A 21,411-nucleotide genomic window follows, 5' to 3' on the forward strand; every position below is an offset into this window, starting at 1 on the left:
TCATCTCGACAGCGCTTTATCAAGCGAAAGTCGTCCAAACCATTGGTGGCGGTGGCTGGAAATGAAGCGATACGCTGCCGTTCCAACGATCTCTACCAAGGAAAAGGAAAGCAATGGCGTGAGCCAGGCTAGTGCTGGCAGGCGGGAGAGGATTTTACGTATAGCTTGGAAACCAATCGATACTTGGCCTTCTTTTGACAGGACATAGATTTCGTCAAACATGTCTACATAGCGTGCTGCTTTTTTTTGTGTTGTTTCGCTTACGAACTGGACAGGGAACCAGCGAAGTTCCCTGTTCCAGTCTAGTTTCATAACGACTTTTTTCACGGCTCGGCACAACGGGCATTGGGCGTCATAAAAGACAATATCGGTTTTCATGTCCACTCACCTCAACAACCGTATTGCCGAAAACCGTCCAAGTTAAACACATTACACGGGTTGCGCGCTTTTTAAGAAAATACGGCGCCCTTCTGTGGCCGATTGCAGCGCAGCTTCATTGATTTGCGTTAAGCGGAGCATATCCTCTCGTGTAATATGCGGCTTTTTGCCATCTTTGATTTCCGCAACCCATTGGGCGATTGCGCTTGGTCCAGGCTCTGGTAGTGTCGGCGTTTGCCAAGATCCGTCGCCAAGTTGGCTGGAACGGATGCGGACTGAGCGGTCTTCAACGAGCAAACTGCCTTCTGTACCATGCAACTCAAGCAAAAATGGGCTGGAACTTCCAATAAAGCCGGCTTCGATAATACCGCTTGCGCCAGAATCATAGCGGACGATGACTGAGGCATGGTCATCGACTTCACGCCCGGTGAACGCAACCATTTCGCACATGACAGACGCTGCTTCGCCAGCAAGGCGGTTTGTTAAATAAATTGGATGGGCGCCTAAGTCAATTAAGGCGCCGCCTCCGCATTGGTTTTTGGCATAGAAGTGAGGAGGCAGCCACCCGTCTGGATGCGTGTCTGTTGGCAAGGCGCCGCCATGTTCAAGCCGGCAACGGATGGACGTCAGTTGGCCAAGCCAGCCGTTGTCAAGTGCTTGTTGCGCATAGATGTAAGACGGGTCATTTAAACGAGGCAACGACAGCATTAACGAGACATTGTTTTTATCTACAGCTTCAAAGATAGCGATACAGTCTTCCTTTGTAAGCGCTAACACTTTTTCAGAAAAAATATGCTTTTTTGCAGCGGCACAAGCAAGAATTACATCTTTGTGCATCGAAGTAGGCGTGTCGACAATCACCCCGTCGATTTGATCTTGGGCAAGCAATTCGTTTAAGTCTTCGAAAAAATCAACCTCTAACTCCTTCGCCCACTGTCTTCCCCGTTCTCGATCTTCATCCCAGACAGCAACGACAGACAAATCAGGGTTCTCCAGTGCTTGGCTGGCATAATCATTGGCATGAACATGCCAGCGGCTTAACAATGCAACTTGAATCATTGTACTCCTCCTCAGCAGTTATTAAAGTCCATACTAGAGAGTGAGTGAATTGCTGTCAAGACAAAAAAGTTTCATTTTTATCAAACACGCTTTGTTGAAGACGCTTTTTAAAGCGTAAAGGTGAGAGATGTTTAGCTTGTTTAAAATGCTGGATAAAATAGCTTGTGCTCGAATAGCCGACGCTCACCGCTACCTCTGTAATGCTTAAATCGGTCGTCGTTAATAGTTTCTCCGCTTCTGTGATTCGAATGTAGTTCAGCAGTTCAGTGAACGAACGCCCGGTAATGCTTTTGATTTTTCGAGAAAAATAGCTATAGCTTAAATTGCATGTAGCTGCCGCTTGTTTTGCCGTCAGCGCTGTAGCGTAGTGGCTTTCTAATAATTGGAACACTTGCCGCATAAGATGGAAATCGCTGTCATTGATCGATTCCGTCCCAACAGAAATGCCTGATTGGCGCCAATGGCGTAAAACCGCTAAAAAAATCGTGCAAATATGAATCCGGATCGCAAAGTCATAGCCGTAATCCTTGTGTGAAAATTCGTCATTGATTTTTGTAATCGTTGCTGGAATGACGGTGCTTGCCATTTCCCTGCTTTTTAGCAGTGTTTGCGGGCTTGACTTTGACATCGTAAAAGGAAAGACGTACTTAGACTCAAAAATCGAGCGTGATGTAGAATACAAGACCTCAGGATCAAGTTTAATCACAAGGTATTCGACATTTTCACCGCTCTCTGCCCATATTGCATGGACTTCGTTGGAGTTGATAATCACTAAGTCGCCTTTCTCCATAAGGAACGGTTGCCCGCTCACAAAAACGCGGGCGCGCCCAGAAAACGAATAGAGCAGTTCAATGGCGTCATGAAAATGGGGGCTGGCAATTCGTCGGTTTGGTTCGCTTGTTTGCATATGGCAGTGGATCGGCTCCCGAATGTCATTTCCACTTGGCAATTGTTCTTTGTAAGCATCTAATTGCGTGAACATCCTATCTCTCCTTATGACAAACATTTAATATAATTGAATAGTTCTAGTATATAATCAATTGAGCCGAACATGGTACGATTTTTTCGAAAGAATTCAGAAAACGGTAAAGGTGGTGTGCGAACATGGCTCGAATTGGCTTGCAATTGTATTCCGTTAAAGAACGGTGTGCCGCTGATTTTTTTGGCACATTAGACGAGGTCGCGAGGTCAGGGTATGAAGGCGTTGAATTTGCCGGATATTTTGGCAAAAGCAGCAAGGAGTTAAAAAAGAGGTTAGCAGATAACCAACTCGTTGCGGCGGGGAGCCATATATCGATCGAACAACTGACAGATCAGTTGGATGAAGTGATTGCTTATGCAAACGAAATTGAAAGCCCTTACATTATTTGCCCTGGCTTGCCTGAGCCTTATCGGGACAGCGCCGATGCTTATAAACGTACAGGAGAGCTGTTGACGAAAATCGGTAAAAAGGCAGCAGCGGCCAATATTGCGTTCGGCTATCACAACCATGACATCGAACTTACCCAATTTGAAGGCGAATACGGACTTGATCTGTTATTTGCCGCTGCGGACCCACGTTATCTGTTTATGGAGCTTGATACGTTCTGGCTGGAAGCAACGGGGCAGAAGTCCATTGACTGGATTCACCGTTATAAAGACCGGATTAAAATTTTGCATATGAAAGATATGAACAACCTACAGGAATTGCGCAATGTTGAAGTTGGCAGCGGCATAATGGATTTTCACGGGATTCATGCAGCCGCAAAGCAGCACGGTGTCGACTGGTACACGGTTGAACAAGAGCAGTTTGACAAAGATGAGTTTGAATCAATTAAAGAAAGCGCCCAATTTTTGCATTCATTACGATAAAAGGAGCGATTGAAATGGAAGAGCGGACAGTAAGAATTGGCATTATTGGTTGCGGAGGCATTGCCAATGGCAAACAAATGCCGAGTTTGGCTAAAGTGAAAGGCGTCGAAATGGTGGCGTTTTGTGACATTATTAAAGAAAGGGCAGAGAAAGCGGCGGAAACGTACGGCAGCGAAGGCGCGAATGTGTATACCGATTACACCGAGCTATTGAAGGATTCGTCGATTGAAGTCATCCATGTGTGTACGCCTAATAAGTCCCATGCGCCGATCAGCATTGCAGCGATGGAAGCAGGCAAGCATGTGCTGTGCGAAAAGCCAATGGCGAAAACGGCCGCTGAAGCACGGCAAATGGTGGAGACAGCAAAGCGCACAGGCAAAAAGCTAACAATCGGCTATGACAACCGTTACCGCAATGACTCCCTTTATTTGAAGGAGCTTGTGGAACAAGGCGAACTAGGCGACATTTACTTTGCGAAAGCACATGCCGTGCGGCGTCGTGCGGTACCGACGTGGGGCGTCTTTTTAAACGAGGAAGAACAAGGGGGCGGCCCGTTAATTGACATCGGTACCCATGCCCTAGATTTAACGTTATGGACGATGAATAACTACAACGTTAAAAGCGTTGTCGGCAATGTTTACTACAAGCTGTCGAATACAGAAAATGCGGCCAATGCTTTTGGCCCGTGGGATCCAAAAGAGTTTACTGTCGAAGATTCGGCATTTGCGTTTATTACGATGGAAAATGGCGCAACGATTACATTGGAGGCAAGCTGGGCCCTTAATACGCTTGATGTGGATGAAGCAAAAACGACATTGTGTGGCACGAAAGCAGGCGCAGATATGCGTGACGGTTTGCGGATCAACGGCGAAAAATTAAGCCGCCTATACGTAACGAAGCCAGATTTAAACGCTGGCGGAGTCGCCTATTATGAAGGCGGCGCAGAAAGCCAAGCAGACAAGGAAGCGCGCCTTTGGATTGAGGCGATTCGCAACGGCACGGAGCCACTCGTAAAAGCGGAACAAGCGCTTGTTGTCAGTGAAATTTTGGAAGCGATTTATCAATCAGCGAAAACAGGCAAAACCATTTATTTTGATGAGGCCAATGTACCTGCGACGACCAATTAATGGAGGTGCCAATCATGTCTATTCGTTTTCGTTCCTTGAAATGGGTCGGTCTTTTGGCGGCAGTCACGACTGTTCAAACGGCATGCAGCAGCGCAGACACGGGTACAGAGGAGCTTGAGGAAGAAGTGATTACCGTCGAAGGACGGACGACGGTCACTTATTGGCATAACTATACTGGAAAAGGACTGGAAGCCATCGAACAGGTGGCTTCTGACTTTAATGAAAGTCAGGACGACATTTTTGTGCAACCGATTTATAGCGCCTCTTCTGAAGGAGACGACCAGCGGCTTTTGACAGCAATTGCTGGCGGCAATCCTCCAGATCTTGCCCATTTCGACCGTTTCAAAGTCGCCCAATATGCGGCAGAGAATTCCCTTGAACCGCTGACGCCTTTTATTGAAGCCGATCACTACGATATGGGAATTTATTATGACTATGCGGTTGAAGAATCGACTTACGAGGGCGACATTTATGCCATGCCGCTGACAACCGATTCAAGGCTGCTTTTTTACAATAAAGACCGCTTTGTCGAAGCGGGGCTAGACCCTGATCATCCGCCATCAACGATTCAGGAATTAGAAGAGGCGATTGAAAAGCTCTCAACGATTGAAGATGGGCGCGTGCAGGAGCTTGGTATGGTGCCATGGACGGCGCAAGGTTGGTTTTACACGTGGGCATGGGCATTCGGCGGCGATTTTTATGATCCAGAGACAGGCGAGTTGACGATCAATCATCCGAAAAATGTCGAAGCGCTGGAATGGCTCGTTTCGATTGCCGACAAATATGACGCAGCGACGGTCACAAGTTTTGACACGGCCCAAGGAAGCAATGAGATGGACCCCTTTATTCAAGAAATTTATAGCATGAAAGTCGATGGCCCGTTCTCGATCTCTACGATTAATCAATACAATCCTGATTTAAATTACGGGGTGACTCCTGTCCCTACGCCAACAGGCGACAATTTTGCGACCTGGTCAGGAGGGATGTCGCTGATCATTCCGAAAGGAGCCAAACACGCTGAAGAGGCGTGGGAATTTATGAAATATTTTGGCAGCGAACAAGGACAGCGTACGTTCAACGAAATGGATCACCAAATGTCGGTTATTGATACGGTCAATGAAGAACTGTATGGCGATGATCCGATTATGAAGGAATTTATTGACATTTTGCCGGATTCGAATTCGCGGCCTCCGATTGCAAGCGGGCAATTGTTATGGAACGAGCTCGACCGGGCAGTGGAGTATGCGATCCACGGCAGAGACGAGCCCCAGGCGTTGCTTGACAAAGTCGCTAAAAAAGTGGCCGAAGAGGAAAATTAGGAGGGTGGATGATGGCAAAATTGGAAACGGGAAAGGCGCCGAGAGTACGGGTAAGCCGCAAGCGTTCGAATGAAAGTTTAGCTGGTTGGCTGTTTGCGTTGCCTTGGATCATTGGGCTTTTGCTTTTTTTCGCATACCCTTTGATTTCTTCAATATATTACAGTTTTACGGATTACAGCATTTTGCAAAGCGGCAAATTTATTGGCTTGGCTAATTACCGCGAGTTGTTTCAAGACGAGTTGTTTTGGATTTCGATTTACAATACCATTTATTTTGCTGTTTTATTCGTCCCCCTGAGCATTATCTTTGGCGTTGCTTTGGCGATGGTGCTGAATATGAGGGTGCGTGGCATGGCTGTGTACCGGACGATTTTCTTTTTGCCGACTCTTGTTCCCCATGTCGCATTGGCGATCTTATGGATTTGGCTGTTAAATCCACAATTCGGGTTGGTCAACGCTGTTCTAGACTGGTTCGGCATACAAGGGCCGCCTTGGCTTGGCAGCACATTTTGGTCAAAACCGGCATTGATCTTGATGTCGCTTTGGGGGATTGGACAAGCGGTTATCATTTACTTGGCTGGCCTTAGCGATATTTCGCAAGAGTACTATGAAGCAGCGGAAGTGGATGGCGCAAGCTTTCTGCAAAAGACGTTTTACATTACGCTGCCGTTGTTGACGCCTGTGATTTTCTTCAATTTGGTGATGGGCTTTATCGGGGCGTTCCAGCAGTTCACATTACCTTATACGATGACCCAAGGTTCTGGAAGCCCTGCTGATTCATTGACATTTTACGTCATGTATCTGTATGACAACGCGTTTAGTTATTTCCGGATGGGCTATGCATCGGCAATGGCATGGATTTTGTTCGTCATCATTATGGCATTGACGGCCATCGTCTTTTGGAGTTCAAAACGATGGGTCCATTACCAAGGCGATTAGGAGGTGCCGCATGAACACATTGGCAAAAAAACGATTAAAAAGCATCTACGCCCATACCATTTTAATTCTTGCATCGATTTTGTTTTTAGTTCCGTTTGTATGGATGGTGTCTACTTCTTTTAAGCCGATTACGCAAGTCTTTACGTTTCCGCCAGAATTTTTGCCGCGGCCTTTCCAATGGGAGAATTATATTGAAGCAACGAAGTATATTCCGTTTTGGACATACACATGGAACACTGCCGTTATTACAGGATTAAGCACACTCGGAGTCGTTCTTTCCTGCCCCCTAGTAGCCTATAGTTTTGCAAAGCTCCGATGGCGTGGCCGCAATACGTTGTTTGCGATTACGATTGGCGTCATGATGATTCCGACACAGGTGACGATGATACCGCTCTTCTTGCTTTTTAACCAGTTAGGCTGGGTGGGAACAAACTTGCCATTGATTGTGCCAGCTTTTTTCGGTATCCCTTTTTCGATTTTTCTGTTGCGGCAATTTTTTAAAGGCCTTCCTGACACATTACGGGAAGCTGCAAAAATTGATGGGGCCAGCGAATGGCGCATTTATTGGCAAATTATGTTTCCATTAGCCAAGCCTGCTGTGTTAGCAGTCGCGCTGTTCCAATTTATGGCGGCGTGGACCGATTTTCTTGGACCGCTTATTTACTTGACTGATGAAGCGGCCTATACATTGTCGCTCGGGCTCCAGCAATTCCAAAACCAGCAAGGTTCTCAGTGGCATATGATGATGGCCGTTTCGACGCTGATGACGTTGCCGATTATCGTGTTATTCTTCTTTATGCAAAAAACGTTTATTCGCGGGATCACGTTTACAGGCATCAAAGGCTAAACCACAATGAGGGAAAAACAAAACGCGGTTTTACACAACGAAGAACAAGTGCGTGTGGCTAGAATCGCCTATAGTAGAAGCATAGGGGGCGATACGGGTGAACGAAAAACTTGCAGTAACGGTATTTACTGTTCGTGAACAGTTAAAAACGGTCGGCATTGGCCCAGTTTTTAAAGAGCTTGCGCAAATGGGCTATAAAGGGCTGCAATTGTCAGGGTTGCCAGCAGGCTATGACCAAGATGAAGTCGCTTACCATTTAAAGGCTAACAATGTGGTCGCTGCCGGAATGCATGTGCCATTTGCTCGCTTAACGAATGAGCTTGACCTTGTGCTGAAAGAGGCACAGAAATACGGGACAAACGCTTTGTTCTGCCCATATTTGCCTGAAGAGCTGCGGACGGAGGAAGGGTACCGGGCCGTTAAGGAAGGGCTAAATAAAGTGGCGCAACAGGCGCCTGATTTTCAAATTGGTTTCCATAACCATGCTTTCGAGTTTGAGACAACGATCGATGGTCAAGATGCGCTTAGCTATTTGCTTGAACCGAGCCAAGATAACCGCATTCTAGCTGAAATTGACGTCTACTGGGTTAAAAAAGGCGGCCGCGATCCATACGCATTTATTCAGACGTACAGCGGGCGAATGCCGATGATTCACTTGAAAGACATGACGAAAGACGAAGAAGAGACATTTGCCGAAGTTGGAGAAGGGTCGATTCCCTTTTTGCCGATTTTGCAATGGGGCGAACAAAATGGAGTAGAGTGGTATGTTGTCGAACAGGATGTATGCAAAAGGGATCCGATGGACAGCTTGCGCATAAGCTTCGCCAACTTACAGCGATTGGCGGCACAGCTTTAACGACGAATGTATTCTGGCTAAGCATTGGCTTAGCCAGACATGCTTTGGCGCTTGTATTGAGCAGGCGTGATGCCTGTGAATTGTTTAAACACTTTTGTAAAATGGGACGGATAATGAAAGCCAACTTGGTAGCAAATATCGGTAATGCTGGCGTCGCTTACGAGAAGTTCAATTTTCGCTTGGTTGACTCGCCGCTGATACAAATATTTAAAAATCGTTACGCCTGTCATTTCTTTAAACACTTTCGACAGATGGTATTTGCTGACGTGAAGTGCCTCTTCTATCGTTTCAAGGCCGAGATGTTCCTGATAATGGCTTTCAATAAAAGAGACGACCGCTTGGACGGTCTTTTCTTTTTGGCTCATTTCCCCCTTAGGGAGCTCGTGCTGTGACGTGCCCCAATAGGAGCAAAGATAAAGGAGAAGATCCATAAAAGCTAACTGGAAGCGGGGTGCAGCCATAGGGCCGCCCCGCTTTTGGCTATCATGTAACTCGGCTAGATGCTGTTCCAATTGCTGGCGGCTGCCCCCAGTAAAAGAGAGCCGCACTGGCTTCACTTGGGCGAATGGCAAAAGGGCGTGGTCGTCGCCTAATGCTTGAAACACCTCTTGAAAAAAACGGTGGTCAAAGTGAATCGTTGAGCGGACATAAGGATGGCCGTGATACAGCTTTGGGCAATGAAGTGTCAAGCCATTCATTAAAATGATATCGCCAGGGGCAAGGGAAAAAATTTGATCGCCAATTAAGTACGTGCATTTGCCTTCATGAAAATAAAAGATTTCTGCTTGTTCGTGAGAGTGAAAGGAAAGCGTCCGTTCATTTTTATGGTTTTCTTTGTAGTTAAAATTCAATGCTGGCGTTTGTAAAAGCGCATCGCTCATGTTGTTTGCTCCGATGGCATCATACGCTCGGCTTGTGCTTGGGCGCGCAAGCACAGCTCCGCTGCTTTAAAAGCATGGGCTTGCGTCATCGCGTGTTCCGTCCGGTTTAGGCAATCGAGAATCAACTCGCCAAAAAACGGAAACCCGACTTTCCCGGATAAAGCAAAATGCTGTTCGCCATCTTTGTTAACCAGATAGAGATGGTCGCCACCATTGTCACGGGCGACATCGACATACTTGCGCAGTTCGATTGTCCCCTCTGTCCCTGTAATGAACGTCCGCCCGTCTCCCCATGTGCTTAACCCGTCTGGCGTGTGCCAATCTACTTTAAAAAAGTGTGTCGCGCCATTGTCGCCGACGAGCGTCGCATCGCCGTAATCCTCAAGTTCAGGGTAATCAGGATTGGCATAATTGGCGACTTTGCTGTGAAGCACCGTCGCGTCGCGGGCCCCGGAAAAATACAGGAATTGCTCGATCTGATGGCTGCCGATGTCGCAAAGAATACCGCCATACTTCTCTTTTTCGAAGAACCACTTTGGACGGCTTGGGGCGTTAAGCCGGTGCGGTCCAAATCCTGTTACTTGCAAAACGCGGCCAATCGCCCCTTGCTGGATTAAATCGCCTGCAAATACAGCCGACTCGACATGCAAGCGCTCGCTGTAATAAACCATGTATTTTTGTTTAGTCCGCTCAACGGTTGCTTTTGCCTGTTCAAGCTGCTCAAGCGATGTAAACGGCGTTTTGTCTGTAAAATAGTCCTTACCGCTTTCCATTACTTGAATGCCAAGGGCGGCCCGCTCAGATGGGATCGCTGCCGCGGCAACTAAAGCGATTGTTTCATCGCTAAGAATATCGGCAACGCTAGCAGCCACTTGCACATTTGGATAGGTGCCAACAAAAGCAGCGACTTTTTTAGGATCGGGATCGTACACAGACACAAGCGTTGCCCCCGCCTCAAGCAAGCCATTGCACATACCGTATATATGTCCATGGTCAAGCCCGATTGCAGAAAAGCGAAATTCGTCTTTATTGACGACTTTGTTTGGTTTTCCTTTTGGCGCATAACTCATCCCATTTTGCTTGTTCATCGTTTTCCTCCTCAGTAGCTTTTTCGTACATCCAACGTTTGATTGGTTGTGACCGTTTTTCCTGGAGAGTTGCGGATTCGTTCGTTTAAGTTTTGCTCATAAAGGGCTTCATCTAATGGGAGTTCGACCCAATTGTCGATCCACGTTGACAAATGCATGGCATTGGATAATGTCAGACCTTGAATGCCTTCCTCGCCTGGGGCAATTAGTGGAACGCCATGTAAAATCGCATCGACAAAATTTTGGGTAATGCCTTGGTGCCCCGTTTCGGCGCCAGCGACAGGGATATCAATTTTCCAATGTTCTGGAGCACCAAAACCGCCTTTATAGGATGCGTTAAACGTGGGCTCTGGTGTCCGCAACTGCCAAAAAGACAGCGTTTCGCCTTCAATGACCGCTTTTCCTCTTGTGCCAGTCACTTCAAGGCGGTTGGTCCCTGGAGCTTCTGCTGTTGTCGTAATAAACACGCCAGTCGCACCGCTTTCGTACTCCATATAAGCGGTGACTTCATCCTCCACTTCAATATCGCGGTATTTTCCAAATGAGCAAAAAGCACGGATTCGTTTCGGTTCCATGCCAATCAGCCAGCCCCATAAATCTAATTGGTGGGGGCACTGGTTGATGAGGACGCCGCCGCCCTCGCCTGGCCAGGTGGCGCGCCAACTGCTTGAGTCATAATAGCTTTGCGAGCGGTACCAATCGGTAATGATCCAATTCATTCGCCGAATCGTCCCTAATTCGCCCGATTGGATCAAATCTTTAAGCTTTAGATAAATCGGCTTTGTCCGTTGATTGTACATTAAAGAATACACACGCCCGCTTTTTTGAGCTGCTTCATTCATTTCCCGCACTTGGCGCGTGTACACGCCTGCAGGCTTCTCGCAAAGGACGTGCAGGCCTGCGGCAAAGGCTTGCTCAGCAAGGCGTGAGTGGCTATAGTGTGGCGTGGCAATGAGCACGGCATCAACGACATTGGCGTGAAAGAAATCCGTTTCATTCGTAAATACAGGCACTTCGTCGCCAAAATGTTGTTGCAAGGCACTGGCCCGCTCGCCGTCTTCTTCCAATAATGCGCCAAGACATGCGCTTTTTATGCTTCCATCTGCTAAGTAAGCGGCATGGGCGCCGCCCATATTGCCAACACCAATCACACCGATCCGCACTTGATCCATCAAATCTTCTCCTTTTGTTTGCGCTTACAAACAGTGTAGTCTTCATGAGGAGGTTTAGCTGATCTATTGTTGGGGATTTTCGATTTTTACTTATACGTGGTTGTTGTCTGTATTCATGGACAAGCGGTATTGGTGCGGCGTTGCATTGGTTTTGCGCTTGAACATTTGGATGAAATACGAGACATTCGTTAAACCGATACGCTGGCTAATTTCGTCGATAGGCAAGCTCGTCGTTTGCAAAAGGTGGCACGCTTCTTTCATGCGCCGCGCTGTTAAATAGTCGGTAATGCTACTTCCCGTCTCACGGCGAAACACTTTAGAAACATACGACTTGGACAAATACAAGTCCTGTGCCAGTAGCGACAGGTCAAATGGTTCCATTAGATGGTCTTCAATCCAGCCCATAATCCGTTCGGCGTAATGGATTTTGCGGAGCTCCTTTGTAGGAGGCCGTCCCTTTAGCTGATGCTGCATATAGCTGAGCAGTTGAATTAAAAGCAACTCTTCCCGTTCAGCCCGTTCGTTGATCGAAGCTGCTTCAGCCATTTTGTCATGCATGTCGCATAAGGAGCGAATGTAAAAGTAGTCTTCAGAAAAATCAATAAATGGATCTTGGTTGTAGTCATTTTTCAATTGGCGGAAAAATTGGACCATCGCCGGATAGGCCGTTAGGCGCTTTTCGGCATGCAATGGGTCGAAATGAAGTGTGGCCCGTTCATATGTAGCGGCAGAAGCAGGCGCAACATGGTGCAATTGAAAGGGCTGGAAGAAAAAAAGCATGCCTTTTTTGATTGGCGACATTTGCTGGTTCACAACGACACTGCCGGCCCCATCAAACACAATGAGCAATTCACAACCTTGGTGCCAGTGGTAATAGCCATTATAATCAGTCGGATAAAACAGCTTCTTATGATGCCAATCAAGCGCTTCAGAGCTTTGGGGACTTTGCTGGAACAATGGCTTTTTTGTCATGCTGCCGCACTCCTTTTGTGCAACAAAACAATATTTCTTTCCATTGTATCATGATTTTTTTATTGGCGGAAGCGCTATCATTTGTATCAAAAGGAGGGAGTCAGATGGAAACAGTACAACACATCATCGGCATCGATGAATTGGAACAACGCATCATAAAGATGGCCAAGCAAATGGAGCCCCGTTCACCCCATGCGTCAAATAGCAGCGGGCGGTACGACGATATGCCTGTTAGCTGGTGGACTTCTGGCTTTTACCCTGGTTTGCTTTGGCTGATGCATGATGTGACTGGCAATGCTTTCTTTAACAATCAAGCAGAAGGTTGGTCCCGCAAAATCGAGGAAGCATTCCAAGAACATCCAATCATCTTGCACCATGATGTGGGCTTTCAATTTTTGTTGACGGCGGTGATGGAGTATGAACAAACAGGAAGCGAAGACGGGCTCCGAATCGGCTTGAAGGCAGCGAATTATTTGGTAGGGCGGTTCAATCCAGTTGGCGGTTTTATTAAAGCGTGGAATGGCGACGACAAAAAAGGCTGGGCCATTATTGACTGCATGATGAACATTTCTTTGCTTTATTGGGCCAGCCGCGTCACCAATGACCCGAGCTACGGACAGATTGCCTCAGCACACGCTGATACAACGTTGCAATGGGGCGTCCGCAACGATGGCAGCACAAGCCATATCCTTTCTTTTAACCCCCATACAGGGGAATTTATCGAGTCCATTGGCGGCCAAGGATACGGACCTGACTCAGCATGGAGCCGGGGGAACGCCTGGGCGTTGTATGGCTTTGCCAATGCCAGTCGCCACACAGGGAAGCGCGCCTATTTGCATGCAGCTAAACGAATTGCCCACTTTTTTCTGGCCGCGTTGCCAGAAGACAATGTGCCGCACTGGGATTTTCGCTGCGGCGGAGAAGAAGAGGAGCCACGGGACAGTTCCGCTGCGGCCATCGCCGCTTCTGGCTTACTTGAAATCGAAGCACAAGTGCCACAGCGAGAAAAACGTATGTACCGGCGGGCGGCAGAAAAGATATTACAATCGCTGAGCACCCATTATTTGGCGAGTGACGAAAGCGAGGCGGTCTTGACAAAGGCAACAGGCAATGCCCCACAAGGCCGCGACATAAACGTCTCTCTCATTTATGGTGATTATTTCTTTGCTGAAGCGATTGCAAAACGAAACGGTTGGCAACGGCGGATTTTCTAATTGAAAGAAAAGGAGGCCAAAAATGAATGAAAGCGAAAATGGGGGAGAGTGTCCAACTACAGACACGCCGAAATAAAGCCGCAAAATCAACGCTCACATGGTATTTGTTTTTGTTGCCAACATTATTGGGGATTGCTTGTTTTATTCTTTATCCCGTGTTTGAATCGTTCCGTTTGAGTTTTTACCGCTCAAACGGGACGATCGAAACGTGGATTGGTTTAGGCAATTATCAACGTGTTTTAGGTTCAAGTGCATTTTGGAATGCGGTTTACAATACGTTTTATATTGCTTTTTTTCAGCTGCTGCTAGCGATTCCAGCCGGGTTTGTCCTCGCCAGCATGATCAATCGCATAAAACGATTTCAAAGCATGTTTAAAGTGTTGTTTTTCTTGCCTAATGTTACTTCAATCGTTGCTGCTGCGATGATTTTTATGTTTGTGCTCCAGCCGGAAGTCGGCCTCATTAACCATTTCTTAGACTTGCTTGGCTTGCCGACGTCCCCATGGCTATCTGATCCGTCGACCTCAAAAGCAGGCGTCATTTTGCTGGCTGTTTGGCATTGGCTCGGCTTTGTCATTATTATTTGTTTGGCCAATTTGCAAGCGATTTCACCGGAATTGTATGAAGCCGCTGAAATCGACGGCGCCTCCAGTTTGCAACAATGGCTGTTTATCACGATTCCGAACATGGCAGGGACATTCGCTTTTCTGTTTATCATGGGCTGGATTTCTGGTTTACAGCGGTTCCAAGAAGTGTTTGTGCTCGGCGGTCCAGGGGGCAGTCCTAGCCGTTCCATGCAGACAGTGGTCGCCCTCATTTATGAGCGGGGCTTTGGCGGGTTTGAATTTGGCATTGCCTCTGCCATCACGGTATTGCTGTTTCTCATCATTCTTGCATTTACAGTACTGAACCTCAAGCTGACACGCTTGAAACTATAGGAGGGGATGAATTTGGCCCAAAGCCAACAAGCAAACCGGCGTGTTGCTCACATTGTGATTTATGTGTTTCTTTTTGTTTGCGCACTGCTCGTCATCGCTCCTTTTGTATGGATGGTGAGCATAAGCTTTGACCGAATGGCCAATATTCAAGTACCGTTTCCGCCAAGTTTTATTCCTGATTTGTTTTCGATCTTTAACTATGAATTGGTATTTGAAAATGGCCGCATTTTCCGTGCGTATCTTAATTCAGGATTGGTAACGTTTGGTTCAGTCATTTTACAAGTGTCAGCCGCGCTATTAGGAGGCTATGCCTTTTCAAAAGGGCGCTTTAAAGGGAAAAAGCTGCTGTTTCTTGTCGTGCTTGCGACGATGATGGTGCCCATTGAAGCGCGGCTTATCCCATTGTATTCGATGTTTAATCGCGTTGGCTTGCTCGATACATTTTGGCCAGTGATTTTGCCCTCGATTTTGTATGGCCTAGGCGTGTTCCTCACTAAACAATTTTTTGACCAAATTCCTGACAGTTTGCGGGAAGCAGCCTCCATCGACGGCGCTAGTGAATTCAGAACATTTTTTCAAGTTTACGCGCCATTGGCCGGCCCGATTACAGCGACACTCATCATCTTGTCGTTTATGGGCAACTGGAATGAGTTTGTATGGCCGCTCGTTGTCTTAAACTCGGAACAGCTCCAGACGATTCCACTCTTTCTCGCCAGCTTTTCGTTAGAAAACGGAACGGCATTAGCCGGAATGACGATGGCGCTGGCAACGATAAGCGTCGTGCCCATTATTATCGTATTTGTTTGTTTGCAGCGCTATATTATCCAAAGCATTGCCCTTAGCGGCTTAAAAGAATAGGGGGACTGCAAAAATGAAGCGATTGAGTACACTTGTGGCAGCCTGTTCGTTGGTGATGCTCACCAGTTGTGCGCCGCAAACGGAAACAGAAAACGCCCCGAGTGAAAACGCAGACTTGACCGTCGCGATGATTGGCGATTTTAAGATGCAAGATACAACAGACCCGATTACAGGCCAAAAAGCGACCGGTTTCCATGCTGCAAAAGCAGAATTTGAACGGCTTCATCCAGGCGTTACGATTGAATTCATCATGATGCCATGGAGCAACTATGTCGCCAATACACAAGCAATGATTGCCGGGAGCCAGGCCGACGTCTACCAAATGCCAGGCGTCAACGATTTTGCCGCCCAAGGTTTGGTAGAACCACTCGAGCCATTCATTGAAGAAGACGACGATTTTGATTTAGGCGTCTATAACGACAACTTGGTCGAAGGCTGGAAAGTATTTGGTCCAGACGATGACACACCACAAATTTACTCCCTGCCAGTACTTGGGGACGGCCGTTTCATCCAATACGACAAGCTATTGTTTGAACAATGGGGCGTTGAGCCACTCTCCGATTACCCGACAGTGGAAGAAGTGATCGACAAAGCGAAGCAAATGACAGGCGAAAATCCAGTCACAGGTGAACAAAACTACGGCATTTACTTTCCCGGCACAAACGACACTGCTTTAACGCTCGCCAATCTTATGGAAGGCTTTGGCGGCGAATGGGGCACAGGCCAACGCTGGGAAGACATTGAGCTGCACTTCGACTCGCCCGAAATGAAACAGGCGCTCGAAGCGATGGTTGAGCTCGCCGACTACATGCCAAAAAGCTTTATTAACGGCCAAGGCAATGAACGCTGGCTGACGCCTAGCAACAATATCGCCATTGGCATCAACCAAGGAAACGGCAACTTAAAAACAATTTACGCTCAAAGTTTGCAAGACCGCTTCCCGATTGTGCAAAACTTTAAAAATGAAAACGGCGTCGGTGGCATGTTCTCCGGCAGCCCGCTCGCAATCGGAAAAACGAGCAAAAACAAAGACCTGGCCTGGGAATTCATTAAATTCAGCGCAAGCGAGTACTTCCAGCGCTTTCTCTGGGAAGAATGGGGCAGCACACCCGTTATCAAACAAGCGACAGAATGGGAAAGCATCCAAGAGATGGAGCTAATGGAACCCGTCATCGAAGCGATGAGCAACGCCGTCACACCCCGCTATCCATGGGCCTCCTCCCAGCCACGCTACATTTTGCAAGCAAAAACCGAAGGCGCCTTAACCGGCACGATGTCGGTAGAACAAGCCTTGGAAGAAGCGCAGCGGGAAAGCATGGAGTGGATTGGGGGGCGGTAAGGGCAATACGAAAGAGAGCAGAGCGTCGAGTGGGTACCGACCCCAAGAAGTTAGAGTAGGAAAATTAACTTCTTGGGGTGTTTTTATGGCTAAATATCTAATTTCTTTCAAATTGAAGAATGGGTAAAGATTAACGAAACAGTTGCGGGCATACAAAACGTATAATTATCTGTAAATGATTTCCTCTTGGTCTTCCCCCGGTTCCGAATGTATGCCTGATTGTTTACGACGCCTACTTAAGAACCTCGAATTTCTGAGATAATGGAGCTGAGAAACTTTTGTTGTTCGACACTAGCTTTTTCACATAGCCCCCATAGCAACTGATTCTCATGCTCAGTCAAATCCCGTTTGAGTGTTGAATTCATTCGTTGTTTCAAGTCGAAATAGACGCCCCTTTCTTCGACCGCGCGAATATAGTGCCCGTCCGGGTCATAAAAGGTGAAATAACCGAAATCATTAGTAAATACAGGTTCTTTATCAACATGGGTTCCAGCTTGTTTAATCCGTTCATGCAACGCAAGCAAGTCATTCGTTAATATCTCAACCATCGTCACATGTCCTGTGCTGCTTGTGATAAAGAATGAATGAGGAAAGACAAACTTCAATTGTGTGACATCTTCAGGTTTAGTTTCCATCAAAAAAATACCTGGACCATTTCTGTTTTTCAATGCAATATGTGCTTCTCCAAACGAATAATCTGTTGAAACCAATTCATAGCCCAAGACAGTACAATAAAAGTCGACTGATTTTTTCAAATTTGTGACTGGAAATCGCATGCTGCAGTACCCAATCACATCCGCATCATTTTTTTCTTTGTTCAATATCTTCTACTCCTTTCTAGTTACTTCAAATTTTTCGTCGCTGATCGCCATGCCGATTTTAAAATCAAATTGGGGTACTTATTCGTTAGAAAAGTTTACAATCCTGCTTGTTAGCTTAAAGCATCATTGAAATTTTCCACATATTGCTGTCCCCTACATAAAAATAAAAAGGCTTGATGAGTGGATGATGAATCTAGCGCGTTAACTATACGAATAAAGGAGACGAAAATGATTATACAGGAACAACTAAACAATAAAAGTTTACCTTGTCCAAATATCATTCAAATGGTGTTATCAAATGTTCCACCAGCAACTCATTTAGTCACCGCAGTCCATTGTCTATTATTTTTTGAAGAACGGTTAGTACTAACGAGGTTAGAGAATAGAGGCTGGGAAATTCCAGGAGGACATATGGAAGAAGGTGAAACGATAGTCGAAGCTTTAAGAAGAGAGGTATTAGAAGAGGCGGGAGCTTATATAAGTTCGGAAACTTTAATAGGGTATGAAAAGATTACGTTATTAGGTAGTAGACAAGATGGTTACCCTTATCCTTACCCATCAAGTTATCAGTTATTTTTCGCAGCAATAGCGGAGCAGTTTGTTAAGATAAATGACCCAACAGGACAAGCGAAAGAAAGATACTTCTTAGACTTGAACAATGAGTGTGATAAAAAGAGTCAATGGGTAGTTGACCATTATAAACTTTGTCTAGCAGCTTATAATGCTTTATTTCAAACAAAGAAGGATGATTAAATGTATTTACTATTATTTCGCTTCGAGGCCAGCACCAACGCCTGCTCACTTCGTTGGTGTTGGCCATTACGATTCGTGGCACACGTAAAGTGGGTGTAATGTCAGTTGGTGTGTGTAGGAGCCATTGCAGGATTCTAGGCGCCTATCAGTCCGTTTTATAACGATCCGCATATTTTCTAAATTCAGTTCAAATCAGAATGCAAATCATTCCCGGTCTCTGTTTGATAGGCTCCGAAATCATCAAACTCTTCATCCTTCCATATCCAATACGCTTGATTTTTGCTGCTATAGTGATTATAGTCGACGCTATTTCCTTCATTTTCGCTGAACTCGTTTGTGATCATTCGTCCGTCTTCATTCGCTTTGATGTAGTTGTTATGCAATTCATTGTTTCTAGTGTCGAAGGCTAGATTGATTTCACCATAACCAAGATGCTTCCCGTTATTTTCTGTTAACTCGTTTTCTTTAATGATACAATTTTCCGTCCTTCCACGATCTTCGTCATAGCCGCCAAGGGTAATGCCTGCTCCATGATTGTTATAAATGCGGTTCCTTGATACTTCCACATTTGAAGTGGCACCGCCGTCATGCTCACTTGCCAGTTCAATTCCAAAATCATTGTGGTGAACGTCATTGTCGATAATTTTTACAGCTTTGCCTCCATCCACGTATATGCCGGCGGCTGAGTAATCTTCCCCATAGGCGGGATTGCCAAAAGAGGAACTATTGTATACATGATTTTCTTCAATTACACCATTTCTAGCCTGATCTTGCGAAGGATTCGGCGCGATCCCTTCAAAGCCGATGATGTCGATGCCAATATTGTTGTTATCGTGTACAATATTCTGCGCAATACGAAAGCCGTCTACATTTCCATTAATCGCCATCGCTTCGCTCGCCCCTAGTTTCAGGTTATACAACTCATTTTGGGTAATAGCAAGCTGTTCCAATGAAGTTGACGAGTTACCGTAAACGGCAATGCCGTGTGCATTACCGCCTCCTATTCGCTGATCTGCGTTTGTTCCCATATCGTGGATGCGATTCCCTATCATTTCAATATTCCTGCCGCTACCGCTCACATGAATGCCAACGGGCGTGACATCGGGTGATGATGTATAAAAATGGCGTATTTCAATGCCTTCGACACGTACATAACTGGCATTGTCAATACGAATGATGCCATCTTCGACTTGCTTTACACCCTTGCCGTCTATTATTGCCGTTTGTCCCTCCACATTGCGCAAAGATATGTAACCTTGGTCAAGCGATCCAGATTTATTGATGCTCACCGTTTGGTGATACACTCCCTCCATTAGGAATACAGTGCCACCTGGTTTGACTAATTCGATTGCTTTCTGGATACTGGCAAACGGCGCATTCATTGTTCCAGGATTCGTATCTTTGCCTTGCGGTGAGACGTAGTAATCTCTTATTTCCGTTTCGGCTGTTGCTGGCAGCCTCGCCCCTGAAGTTGGATATAGTTTGGTGCTGAAGTAAGCGGCACTTCCTACTAACAATACGAGGAAACAAGTCCAGAAAATCTTTTTTTTGTTCATGATAACCACATCCGGTGATTTGAATTTTTCCATCTATTTCACATCTTTATCTTTACTCAGTTTTTTTGTTGAGCTGCTGTATATGTAGTAGTTCATAAGTGTTCAAGTTTGGGGGCGAGTCATAATTTCCCGCACCGGTTTTCATCAATGATCACCTAAAAGTACAAGATGATTTCTCTTTTGTATTAGAATAGCCTAGTTCTCCGTCATTTGTATAGAATAGTGTTTATTCTATTGAAGGTGAAATTGCTGATGCTACTCAAAGGGTGTTGACTCGTCATAAGAATGAAGGATACCGTCTTAAAAATCGTATATAACAATTGACAATGTTCAAAGGATGCTCCTATACTATGAACGGAACAGAATAACTTACCTAAAACCTATTTGGGAAGTTGTGGACTTTTCTAGAGAGCGATTTCTATTTTCGCCACACAAAGGCCGTACGGTCATTGTGTGTTTTTTTGTGTTCAATAAAGGAGGAACTGGCGCGATGAAATTATGGCACTATGCATTAATCGTTTTTTTAGGAGGGTGTAGTTACGGGGTGTTGTCTACTTTTGTTAAATTGGCGTATGCGGCCGGTTTCACCGTGTCAGCAGTAACCGGGGGGCAATATCTCTTCGGCGCTGTGCTTACTTGGCTTGCAGTGTTCTTTACGAAAAAGAAAAAACTGACGCGTATACAATTTTTAAAGCTTATCGTATCTGGTATTCCATTCGGGTTAACAGGAATATTTTATTATCAAGCCTTGCAAACTTTAAACGCCTCTCTAGCGATCGTGTTTTTGTTCCAATTTGTTTGGATCGGAGCCTTGTTAGAGTGGGGATTCCATAAGAAAAAGCCGACCAAGAGGAAACTTATTTCCATCGCGTTGCTTCTGGTTGGTTCCATGTTGGCAGCCAATATTCTATTTCAGGAACATTTGGCGCTGTCATGGCAAGGAAGCTTTTGGGGAATGCTTGCAGCATCATCCTTTTCCACATTCATTTTTTTGAGTGGTTCGGTTGAAAAGGAAACGCCTCCCGTTTTAAAAAGCGCTCTTCTTTCCACAGGAGGCGTATTGACCGTATTTATTGTATTTCCACCAACGTTTTTATTTGACCTGGATGTATTAATGGGGATCATTCCTTATGGATTCGCACTGGGCATATTCGGCGTCGTCCTTCCGCCCCTTCTCTTTTCGATTGGAATGCCCCGTGTCGGTCCGGGATTGGGAACCATTCTTACGTCATCCGAATTGCCGGTTGTCATTATCATGTCCTCTTTAGTGCTTGGAGAAGCGATAAGCTGGGCTCAGTGGGTTGGAGTGCTCATTATTCTCGGTGGGATCGTTTACAGCAACGCTCGATTTGATAGTCGGAAAAAATTGTCTTTAAATAAGGCTGACAGCCATAACGTGAGCTGAAAGTGTGGGATAAAAGAGCCTGCTAAACCCGAAGGTTAG

21 protein-coding genes are annotated in these 21,411 nt (G+C 46.1%); 12 read left to right on the forward strand and 9 right to left on the reverse strand.

The genetic code is table 11. The features are described from left to right. The 3 genes from BC8716_RS11370 to BC8716_RS11380 are packed head-to-tail and all read right to left on the reverse strand — an operon-like array spanning nt 1 to nt 2,419. A complete protein-coding gene (locus tag BC8716_RS11370; protein ID WP_094425759.1) occupies nt 1-378 on the reverse strand; it encodes a thiol-disulfide oxidoreductase DCC family protein in 378 nt (125 codons plus the stop codon). A gap of 51 nt (nt 379-429) precedes the next feature. Then, nucleotides 430-1,437 (reverse strand): Gfo/Idh/MocA family protein, encoded by a 1,008-nt coding sequence (locus BC8716_RS11375; RefSeq protein ID WP_094425761.1) that lies wholly within the window; start codon nt 1,435-1,437, stop codon nt 430-432. A gap of 55 nt (nt 1,438-1,492) precedes the next feature. Further along, nucleotides 1,493-2,419: an AraC family transcriptional regulator gene (locus tag BC8716_RS11380; protein ID WP_095239254.1), complete on the reverse strand. Its 927-nt coding sequence runs from the start codon at nt 2,417-2,419 to the stop codon at nt 1,493-1,495. A gap of 122 nt (nt 2,420-2,541) precedes the next feature. Between BC8716_RS11380 and BC8716_RS11385 the strand changes: the two genes are divergently transcribed. The 6 genes from BC8716_RS11385 to BC8716_RS11410 all read left to right on the forward strand — a co-directional run bounded on the left by BC8716_RS11385 (nt 2,542) and on the right by BC8716_RS11410 (nt 8,375). Continuing rightward, nucleotides 2,542-3,288, forward strand: coding sequence for a sugar phosphate isomerase/epimerase family protein (locus tag BC8716_RS11385; protein ID WP_094425765.1), 747 nt, complete (start codon nt 2,542-2,544; stop codon nt 3,286-3,288). 14 nt (nt 3,289-3,302) lie between these two features. Continuing rightward, entirely contained in the window at nt 3,303-4,415 is a 1,113-nt protein-coding gene (locus BC8716_RS11390) for a Gfo/Idh/MocA family protein (RefSeq protein WP_094425767.1), read from the forward strand. 14 nt (nt 4,416-4,429) lie between these two features. After that, nucleotides 4,430-5,734, forward strand: a complete 1,305-nt coding sequence (locus BC8716_RS11395) for an ABC transporter substrate-binding protein (protein ID WP_094425769.1) — start codon at nt 4,430-4,432, stop codon at nt 5,732-5,734. A gap of 11 nt (nt 5,735-5,745) precedes the next feature. Continuing rightward, on the forward strand, nt 5,746-6,672 hold the full coding sequence (locus BC8716_RS11400; protein ID WP_094425771.1) for a carbohydrate ABC transporter permease: 927 nt from the start codon (nt 5,746-5,748) through the stop codon (nt 6,670-6,672). A 10-nt stretch (nt 6,673-6,682) separates the two neighbouring features. After that, nucleotides 6,683-7,519 (forward strand): carbohydrate ABC transporter permease, encoded by an 837-nt coding sequence (locus BC8716_RS11405; RefSeq protein ID WP_035202970.1) that lies wholly within the window; start codon nt 6,683-6,685, stop codon nt 7,517-7,519. Nucleotides 7,520-7,616: 97 nt separating this feature from the next. Further along, nucleotides 7,617-8,375 (forward strand): sugar phosphate isomerase/epimerase family protein, encoded by a 759-nt coding sequence (locus tag BC8716_RS11410; RefSeq protein WP_094425773.1) that lies wholly within the window; start codon nt 7,617-7,619, stop codon nt 8,373-8,375. Nucleotides 8,376-8,404: 29 nt separating this feature from the next. Here the strand turns inward: BC8716_RS11410 and BC8716_RS11415 are convergent, their stop codons facing one another. The 4 genes from BC8716_RS11415 to BC8716_RS11430 form a co-directional block, all read right to left on the reverse strand. After that, the gene (locus tag BC8716_RS11415; RefSeq protein WP_094425775.1) at nt 8,405-9,256 is read right to left on the reverse strand and encodes an AraC family transcriptional regulator; all 852 of its coding nucleotides are present in this window, start codon (nt 9,254-9,256) and stop codon (nt 8,405-8,407) included. After that, nucleotides 9,253-10,344, reverse strand: a complete 1,092-nt coding sequence (locus tag BC8716_RS11420) for a Gfo/Idh/MocA family protein (protein WP_094425777.1) — start codon at nt 10,342-10,344, stop codon at nt 9,253-9,255. The genes BC8716_RS11415 and BC8716_RS11420 overlap by 4 nt, the downstream gene beginning before the upstream one ends. Nucleotides 10,345-10,355: 11 nt before the next feature. Continuing rightward, the gene (locus BC8716_RS11425; protein ID WP_094425780.1) at nt 10,356-11,516 is read right to left on the reverse strand and encodes a Gfo/Idh/MocA family protein; all 1,161 of its coding nucleotides are present in this window, start codon (nt 11,514-11,516) and stop codon (nt 10,356-10,358) included. A gap of 90 nt (nt 11,517-11,606) precedes the next feature. After that, nucleotides 11,607-12,488 (reverse strand): AraC family transcriptional regulator, encoded by an 882-nt coding sequence (locus BC8716_RS11430; protein WP_094425781.1) that lies wholly within the window; start codon nt 12,486-12,488, stop codon nt 11,607-11,609. A gap of 104 nt (nt 12,489-12,592) precedes the next feature. On the opposite strand from BC8716_RS11430, the gene BC8716_RS11435 reads away from it, so the two are divergent. The 4 genes from BC8716_RS11435 to BC8716_RS11450 are packed head-to-tail and all read left to right on the forward strand — an operon-like array spanning nt 12,593 to nt 16,837. Continuing rightward, nucleotides 12,593-13,702, forward strand: a complete 1,110-nt coding sequence (locus BC8716_RS11435) for a glycoside hydrolase family 88 protein (RefSeq protein ID WP_094425783.1) — start codon at nt 12,593-12,595, stop codon at nt 13,700-13,702. Nucleotides 13,703-13,728: 26 nt separating this feature from the next. Continuing rightward, on the forward strand, nt 13,729-14,640 hold the full coding sequence (locus BC8716_RS11440; RefSeq protein WP_094425785.1) for a carbohydrate ABC transporter permease: 912 nt from the start codon (nt 13,729-13,731) through the stop codon (nt 14,638-14,640). Between the two features lie 6 nt (nt 14,641-14,646). Continuing rightward, complete coding sequence (locus BC8716_RS11445) at nt 14,647-15,498, forward strand: carbohydrate ABC transporter permease (protein ID WP_169715942.1); 852 nt, start codon at nt 14,647-14,649, stop codon at nt 15,496-15,498. 13 nt (nt 15,499-15,511) lie between these two features. Beyond that, on the forward strand, nt 15,512-16,837 hold the full coding sequence (locus tag BC8716_RS11450; protein WP_094425789.1) for an ABC transporter substrate-binding protein: 1,326 nt from the start codon (nt 15,512-15,514) through the stop codon (nt 16,835-16,837). 236 nt (nt 16,838-17,073) lie between these two features. On the opposite strand, the gene BC8716_RS11455 is transcribed toward BC8716_RS11450, so the two are convergent. After that, on the reverse strand, nt 17,074-17,658 hold the full coding sequence (locus BC8716_RS11455; protein ID WP_094425791.1) for a VOC family protein: 585 nt from the start codon (nt 17,656-17,658) through the stop codon (nt 17,074-17,076). 228 nt (nt 17,659-17,886) lie between these two features. On the opposite strand from BC8716_RS11455, the gene BC8716_RS11460 reads away from it, so the two are divergent. Continuing rightward, the gene (locus BC8716_RS11460; protein ID WP_094425793.1) at nt 17,887-18,411 is read left to right on the forward strand and encodes an NUDIX hydrolase; all 525 of its coding nucleotides are present in this window, start codon (nt 17,887-17,889) and stop codon (nt 18,409-18,411) included. A 182-nt stretch (nt 18,412-18,593) separates the two neighbouring features. Here BC8716_RS11460 and BC8716_RS11465 read toward each other — a convergent pair whose 3' ends face one another. Beyond that, a complete protein-coding gene (locus tag BC8716_RS11465; protein ID WP_254120780.1) occupies nt 18,594-19,967 on the reverse strand; it encodes a right-handed parallel beta-helix repeat-containing protein in 1,374 nt (457 codons plus the stop codon). 490 nt (nt 19,968-20,457) lie between these two features. Between BC8716_RS11465 and BC8716_RS11470 the strand changes: the two genes are divergently transcribed. Beyond that, nucleotides 20,458-21,372 (forward strand): EamA family transporter, encoded by a 915-nt coding sequence (locus tag BC8716_RS11470; protein ID WP_094425795.1) that lies wholly within the window; start codon nt 20,458-20,460, stop codon nt 21,370-21,372. Nucleotides 21,373-21,411: the final 39 nt, after the last annotated feature.

It is taken from the genome of Shouchella clausii (genome assembly GCF_002250115.1).
In the GTDB taxonomy this organism is placed as follows: domain Bacteria; phylum Bacillota; class Bacilli; order Bacillales; family Bacillaceae_D; genus Shouchella; species Shouchella clausii.